Source organism: Fodinicola feengrottensis (assembly GCF_039530045.1).
Taxonomy (GTDB): Bacteria; Actinomycetota; Actinomycetes; order Mycobacteriales; family HKI-0501; genus Fodinicola; species Fodinicola feengrottensis.
In genome coordinates, this window is the sequence record NZ_BAAANY010000012.1 from 98,442 (window position 1) to 104,980 (window position 6,539).

The window sequence follows — 6,539 nt, forward strand, 5'->3', positions numbered from 1 at the left end:
ATCGCGAATACGTGCTACTTGCTCACATTGCGGGCGAACTGCTCCGGGTAGCGCTCACCAGCCACCGCGTCCGCGGGCGCGGCCTCCTCGATGGCGGCGAGGTCGTCGGCGGTCAGCTCCAGGGTGGCGGCCGCGACGTTCTGCTCCAGATAGGTACGCCGTTTCGTACCCGGAATCGGCACGACGTCGTCGCCCTTGTGGTGCACCCACGCGAGCGCCAGCTGCCCGGCGGTGACGCCCTTCTTCTCCGCCAGCGCCTTCAGCGCCGCCACGATGGCGAGGTTCGCGTCCAGGTTGCCGTCGGCGAACCGCGGCAGCCCGCGCCGCATGTCGTCGGCGGCAAGCTGATCCCGGGAGGTCACCGCACCAGTCAGGAAACCCCGGCCGAGCGGCGAGAACGGCACGATGCCAATGCCCAGCTCGCGGCACACCGCCACCACTTCGGACTCAATCCCCCGGGTCCACAGCGACCACTCGCTCTGCAGCGCGGTGATCGGGTGCACGGCGTGTGCGGCCCGGATCGACACCGGGCCGGCCTCGGAGATGCCCAGGTAGCGGACCTTGCCCTCGGTGACCAGCTCGGCCAGCGCGCCCCAGGTCTCCTCGATCGGCACCAACGGATCGACTCGATGCTGGTAGTAGAGGTCAATGTGGTCGACCTTCAGCCGGCGCAGCGAATCCTCGCAGGACTGCTTCACGTACGCGGGATCACCGCGGGTGCCCTGCTGGCCGTCGGTCCACACGATGCCGAACTTGGTCGCCAGCACCACTTCGTCGCGGCGGCCGGCGATGGCCCGACCCACCAGCTCTTCGTTGGCGCCGGCGCCGTACACGTTCGCGGTGTCCAGCAACGTGACGCCGAGGTCGAGGGCGCGATGGACGGTCGCGATCGACTCGACCTCGTCGCCAGTGCCGTAGACCTGGCTCATACCCATGCAACCCAGCCCCTGGGCGCCGACTGTGAGCTCACCCAGCCGGCGGGTCGGCAGCGATCCTGACACCATTGACTCCCTGAGATCTGTCCGAAATCCGTACTCTTTCCACCCTACGCGGGCGCGTACGGGCTGGCCTGGTGCCATTTGCACCAGGAATCAGCGGCACGTACCCACCGGGGCGACGGGGTTGTCCGGGTTGAAGGAGTCCCGGGTCGAGCCGGCTACCCGCTTCTGGTCCGGCGGCGCGGGCGCGATGAACTGCTTGCCGGCGTACGCGCAGTCGATGTTGGTCACCGAGGCCGCGCTGTGGTTGAGCCAGAGGCCCGCCGAGGTCGGCTTCACGTCCGCGCGGTGGTAGACCCACCAGCGCAGCTGATCATGCACCACCACCAGCCGGTCGCCGGGTTTCTTCGACTCGCCGGTGAACGGATAGACCCACACGTAGTTGGTGTCGATTTCCAGCACGGCCAACCCAGAGTCATCCACCGAGGCGTCCACTGTCGTCGCGCCACTCACCCGGGGCTGCTCGGCGGCGAGGGTGGTGCCCGGCGCGGTCCGAATGGCCGCGCCGGTGAGCGGACCGGTCAGGAACGTGTCCCTTACGTCACCCTGGTCCGCCTCGGCGAACAGCGCCAGAAAGCCGTTGACCTGCCGATCGACCACCATCCGCGGGTCCAGATGGCCGGCCACCAGCGCCGCCTTGACGTTCTGCTGCGCACGGCTCACCTGATCCACCGACCAGTTCTTGACCGCCCGTGGCGCCGGCATCGCGATCCCGGCCGCGCCGACCGCGAAGCTGGCCGCCGGAGTGCCGTCGTACGGACTCGCACCTCCGCCCGACGCCGAGCCCGTCGGCTGCGGCGAGCCGCCGCCAGGTCCGTTGCCCGGCCCGGTCAACGCCCACGCGCCGGCGATCACCACAACGACCAGCAGACCGCCACAGATCCGCCAGATCATCGACGGCGAAACGACCACCTGCCACGCGCTTCGCGGCCTGTCGTGTCGAGGGTTCCTACCAGTCACAATGACTGCGACAGTACGTCCCGACCAGCCCGCCACCAAATGCCCGCCAGCCGATGCCCGAACGACTGCCCGCGGGGGAACGGAGTTCCTCAAAGGTGCCGGTCATCCTTACGTACGAGACACATTCGATCACCGAGGACAACGAAAACGGCATCGCCACCGGCTGGCTCCCGGGCCGGCTTTCCACCCACGGCCGGGCCCTCGCCGCCGACCTCGGCAAGCGCCGCCGGGACACTGGCCTCGCCGCGGTTTTCGTCTCCGACCTGACCCGCGCCATAGAGACCGCCAAGATCGCCTTCGGCGACACCGGCATTCCCACCTACCAGGACACCCGGCTGCGCGAATGCGACTACGGCGATCTCAACGGCCACCCGGTGACCGAGGTCGCGGCCGTACGAGCGAACCACCTCGAGTCGCCGTTTCCGGGCGGTCAGAGCTATCGGCAGGTGATCGACGCGACCGCTGAGTTTCTCCGAGAACTGGCCGCGGACTGGGACGGGAAACGGGTGCTGATGATCTCTCACTCGGCCAACCGGTGGGCTCTGCTCGCCGGCGCCCGGATGGAAGACCTCGTCAACGCCCCGTTCCATTGGCAGGAGGGTTGGACGTACGAAATCCCGTCGGGCTGGGTTAACAACCACCCCTGATGTCAAGTGACCTGGTCGGGTCGTACGCGGAGTCGCCGAGGTCGGTGCCCGGGTTCGGACCAGGGTCCGCCATTGGCGTGTACGGCTTGATGAAGCCCTTGTTCGCGGCACCACAGTCGATGTTGTATTTGTAGTCCTCGCTCCGATTGACCCACATTCCGGCGGAGGATCGCGTCACTTTCTCCGCTTGGTAGAAGCCCCAGCGGATCTCGTCGTGGACGACCACGACCCGCTCGCCGGGCCGGATCGACTGCCCCTGGAACGGATAGGCCCAGACGTAGTTTGTGGTGATCTGCAGAATCGGCCGGCCGTCGTCGTCTTTGGTGGCCTTTACCGTCGTCACTCCGGACAGCCTGGGCTGATCCTTGGCGAGGGTGGCGCCAGCGTCGACCCGTACGACCAGGGCCTGTTTCGCCTCGGCAAGCCTCTTTTTCGACTCAGCACGGCTATCCGGCGCAAGCAAGGCCAGAAAGCCTGCGAAATCACCGGAAACCAGCACGCGGTGGTCGAGATGCGACGCGATCAGTGCTGATTTCACCGTTCCGAGATCGTGGCTGACCTCGTCCGCTGACCAGGCGCCGGTCTTCACGCCTTTCGGCAGCACGATTGCGTTGGCACCTTCGGCGAACTTTTCCGCTGGAGTGCCCTCAAACGGCCCGAACACCCGGTTTGCCGCCGGTGTCACCTTCGGGATCGCAGCGGCGGCGGGCGTGGTGGCGTGGGCCGCGGTGATGGTGTCCGTCACCCAACTCACCGCCAGTCCGGCGCCGGCCAGCACCGCCACCACGGCGACCACCACCGCGATGCGGCTGGTTCGCGGTTTTTTGCGACCCGTACGCAACTTCCGAGCCGCTCGCCGCTGTTTGCGTTTGCTTCCCAGCGGCTCGACGATCTTCCAGAAATCCTCGTCGTTCTGTGACACCCGACCCGTCCCCCGTTCGCGGACTGCCATACCCCGTCGGACAGCAGGCCCAGCGGGATAGTAAGGAATTCCGGACCGTCCCGCCGCTGGTTTAGCTAAAAAGATCGAGCTCGCGGGCCCGGGCGACGGCCTCGGTACGATTGCGGGCCTGCAGGCGACCGAAGATCTGGTTCAAGTGCCACTTCGTCGTACCAACCGTGATGAAAAGCTTGTCAGCGATCTGCTGGTTGGACATGCCGGTGGCGATCAGCGACAGGATGCGTTGCTGGGTGCTGGTTAGTGGCTCGATCACACCCATCCCTTCGACCGTACGAGTTCGCGCTGCCTTGGTCGGCCGACGGCGTGGGGCAGCGCCGATCCGGGACAACAGGTCGGCGACGAAATCCGGTGCGGTGGACCGAATGTCCTTCAGCAGCGGAACCGCCGACTGGCCCTCGTCGAGAAAGGTTCGGCGGTAACCGTCCGGCGCTGCCAACTCAACAGCCCTGGCCAGCAGTTCGCGAGCGCGGGACCGCTCCCCGAGCGCGGCCCTGGCGCGGGCGGTGACGGCGAGAATGGCGATCAGGCTGCCGTCCCGGCCCTCCTGCGCGGCCCGCGACTCGATCGTCTCCAGCACCTCCAAAGCCTGTTTCGGACGCTTCTGCGCAAGAAAAAGCCGCGCCCGGGTCAGCTGCTCGTAGTCGGACGAGGACGGGTGATCGTCGGCGATCTCCCGCAAGGCCTGCTCGGCGGCGGCCGGGTTGCCGGTACGCAGGTTCAGCTCCGCGATGGTGGCGATCACCAGTCGGGCCCGCCGGCCGTCCTCGGCCGCGTCCGCCTGCCGGCGGGCGGTCAGCAGCGCCCGGAATCCCTCGTCCACCGCACCCTTGACGACATGCAGACGCGCCAACGTGCGCAGCCCGAGCAGCGTGTACGACGTGGTGCCGAGCTGTTCGCAGCGAGCGATCCCGTCCTGCAGATGTTGTTGCGCGGAGCCAAGTTCGTCGCGTTCGTAGAGCAGGGTGCCCAGCGGCACCTCGGCCAGCCCGGCCATCGGCAGCGGCCGCCCGGCCGGGTCGGTGTGCGCACGCAGAGCGTCCTCGCACAGGACCACGGCCTCTCGCAGCCTTCCCTGGACATACAACAAAGGCGCGAGATAGCCGGTGGCTTCCAAGGCACTCAACGGATTACCGCTGCGCTCCCCCAGTCGTACGGCCGCGCGCAACACATTTATGGCACCGCGCCGATCACCGGTCAGCCGGCGAGCCTGACCGAGCGCGCCCATCGCGGCGGCCCGGAAGAACGAGGTGCTGTCGCCCACCTGGTCGAGCACCGCGCCGGCGATTTCGGCCGCCTGCGCCGGTTCTCCCCTGGTCAGTGCGAGATATGCCTGGAAGGTGCCCAACATCGCCCGGTCCGAAGCGGGCGCGTCAGCGGCCATCTGGTCCTGCGCGATCCGTGCGTACGACTCGGCCTCTTCCCGGCGCCCAGCGAGGTAAAGCAGCCATCCCTTGTATCCAGCCAAATCCGCGTGCGCGCGGACGGTCTCCTCCGGCAGCCTGTTCAACCAGCCCAGGAGTGGGGCGAGCTCACCACCGCGTACCTGATCCTCCGCGACTGCTCGTACGGTCCGGATCGCCAGGTCTGGCTCACCGGCCGCGATCGCGTGTTTCACAGTGTCAGCTGGCATTTCATGGCTGGCATACCACTGCGCGGCCCGGTGGTGACTGTCTCGCGCGGTCGCTGGATCCAGCTCGCGTCTTAGGTAATCGGCGAAAAGACCGTGATAGCGGTGCCATTCACCGCGATCATCCAGCGGCACCAAGAAAAGATTGGCCCGCTCCAACTGGCGGATGACCGCCGCGCTGTCTGTCCGGCCGGTGACCGCGTCGCACAGCGACGGAGTCAGCCGGTCAAGAACGGACGTACGCAACAAAAAGTCGCGCCGCTCGGCCGGCTGGCCGCGCAACACCTCCTCGGCGAGATAGTCCAGCACGTACCGATCACCGGACCGGTACGTGACCGAAGCGGCACTCGGAAGACCGTCGCGCAACCCGATACCGAGCATTTGCAGACCAGCCGCCCAGCCCTCGGCGCGCTGGTGCAGGGCCGTCACCGTACGCTCATCGACCGCCGAACCGGTGACTGACCGCAACAGCGCGCCGGCCTCGGCGGCGGAGAACCGCAACTGGGCCGCGCCCACCTCGGCAAGCACCACACGACCCCGCCAGCGGGCCAGCGGCAGGTCCGGCTCATGCCGGCTGATGAGCACCAGGTGCAGCCGTGGCGGGCAGCGTTCGACCAGGAATGACAGGACGTCGAGGATCTCCGGCTCGGCGATCACATGGAAGTCGTCCAGCACCAAGACCATCTCGGCCGGCACCGCCGCGAGGTCGTTGACCAGCGCGGCGACCACCGCGGGCACCGACTGCGGGCTGGCCATCAGCAGCGTACGAGCCAAGTCCGCGACCTCGTCGCCCAAGCCGCCGGCGACGGTCAGCAGATAGTCCAGAAAACGCGCCGGCACGTCATCGTCCTCGTCCAACGTCAGCCAGCCGGACCGTACCGACTGCTCCCGCAGCCACGTACTCACCAGCGTCGTCTTCCCGAACCCGGGCGGCGCCGTGACGAGGGTGAGCGGCCTGGACAGCACCCCATCCAGCAGCCGCAGGGCGGCCGCCCGCGGCACCAACCCCGGCCAGCCTGGGGGGATAAGCAGTTTGGTGGCGACCAGCCGCATACCCCACCTCCCGGACCGACCCTAACTTTCCCGCCAACCCCTGACCAGACCCACACTCCCGACTACCACCCCACCCAGAACCATCACCCTTACCGCCAAGGTGGCCACCTTCGACGGGACCCAGCCCCGCCGCCCTCACCCCGTACGGGACCGTCACCATTCCCATCAAATTGGTCCACTTAGACGGGACCCAGCCCCGTCCGGCGCCATCGGCCGCCAGGCCGATGTTGTCGCCCCTCCGGCAGGAGCGTCCGCCTTTGTAGGCCCGCGGTCTTTGCGGGCCTACAAAGGCG

General features: G+C 67.7%; 5 protein-coding genes. 1 reads left to right on the forward strand and 4 read right to left on the reverse strand.

Annotated features, from left to right (window positions below):
• Positions 1-14: 14 nt before the first annotated feature.
• Entirely contained in the window at positions 15-935 is a 921-nt protein-coding gene (locus ABD301_RS18630) for an aldo/keto reductase (protein WP_344311526.1), read from the reverse strand.
• A gap of 156 nt (positions 936-1,091) precedes the next feature.
• Positions 1,092-1,910: a hypothetical protein gene (locus ABD301_RS18635; RefSeq protein ID WP_344311516.1), complete on the reverse strand. Its 819-nt coding sequence runs from the start codon at positions 1,908-1,910 to the stop codon at positions 1,092-1,094.
• 143 nt (positions 1,911-2,053) lie between these two features.
• On the opposite strand from ABD301_RS18635, the gene ABD301_RS18640 reads away from it, so the two are divergent.
• Complete coding sequence (locus ABD301_RS18640) at positions 2,054-2,605, forward strand: histidine phosphatase family protein (protein WP_344311517.1); 552 nt, start codon at positions 2,054-2,056, stop codon at positions 2,603-2,605.
• Here the strand turns inward: ABD301_RS18640 and ABD301_RS18645 are convergent.
• The gene (locus ABD301_RS18645; protein WP_344311519.1) at positions 2,589-3,527 is read right to left on the reverse strand and encodes a hypothetical protein; all 939 of its coding nucleotides are present in this window, start codon (positions 3,525-3,527) and stop codon (positions 2,589-2,591) included. The two genes, ABD301_RS18640 and ABD301_RS18645, sit on opposite strands and share 17 nt — an antisense overlap.
• A gap of 91 nt (positions 3,528-3,618) precedes the next feature.
• Entirely contained in the window at positions 3,619-6,246 is a 2,628-nt protein-coding gene (locus tag ABD301_RS18650) for a winged helix-turn-helix domain-containing protein (RefSeq protein ID WP_344311521.1), read from the reverse strand.
• Between the last annotated feature and the right edge of the window lie 293 nt (positions 6,247-6,539).

Coding starts and splice junctions, on each gene's coding strand:
- ABD301_RS18630 (WP_344311526.1), bottom strand. CDS start 935: ATGGGTATGAGCCAGGTCTACGGCACTGGCGACGAGGTCGAGTCGATC.
- ABD301_RS18650 (WP_344311521.1), bottom strand. CDS start 6,246: ATGCGGCTGGTCGCCACCAAACTGCTTATCCCCCCAGGCTGGCCGGGG.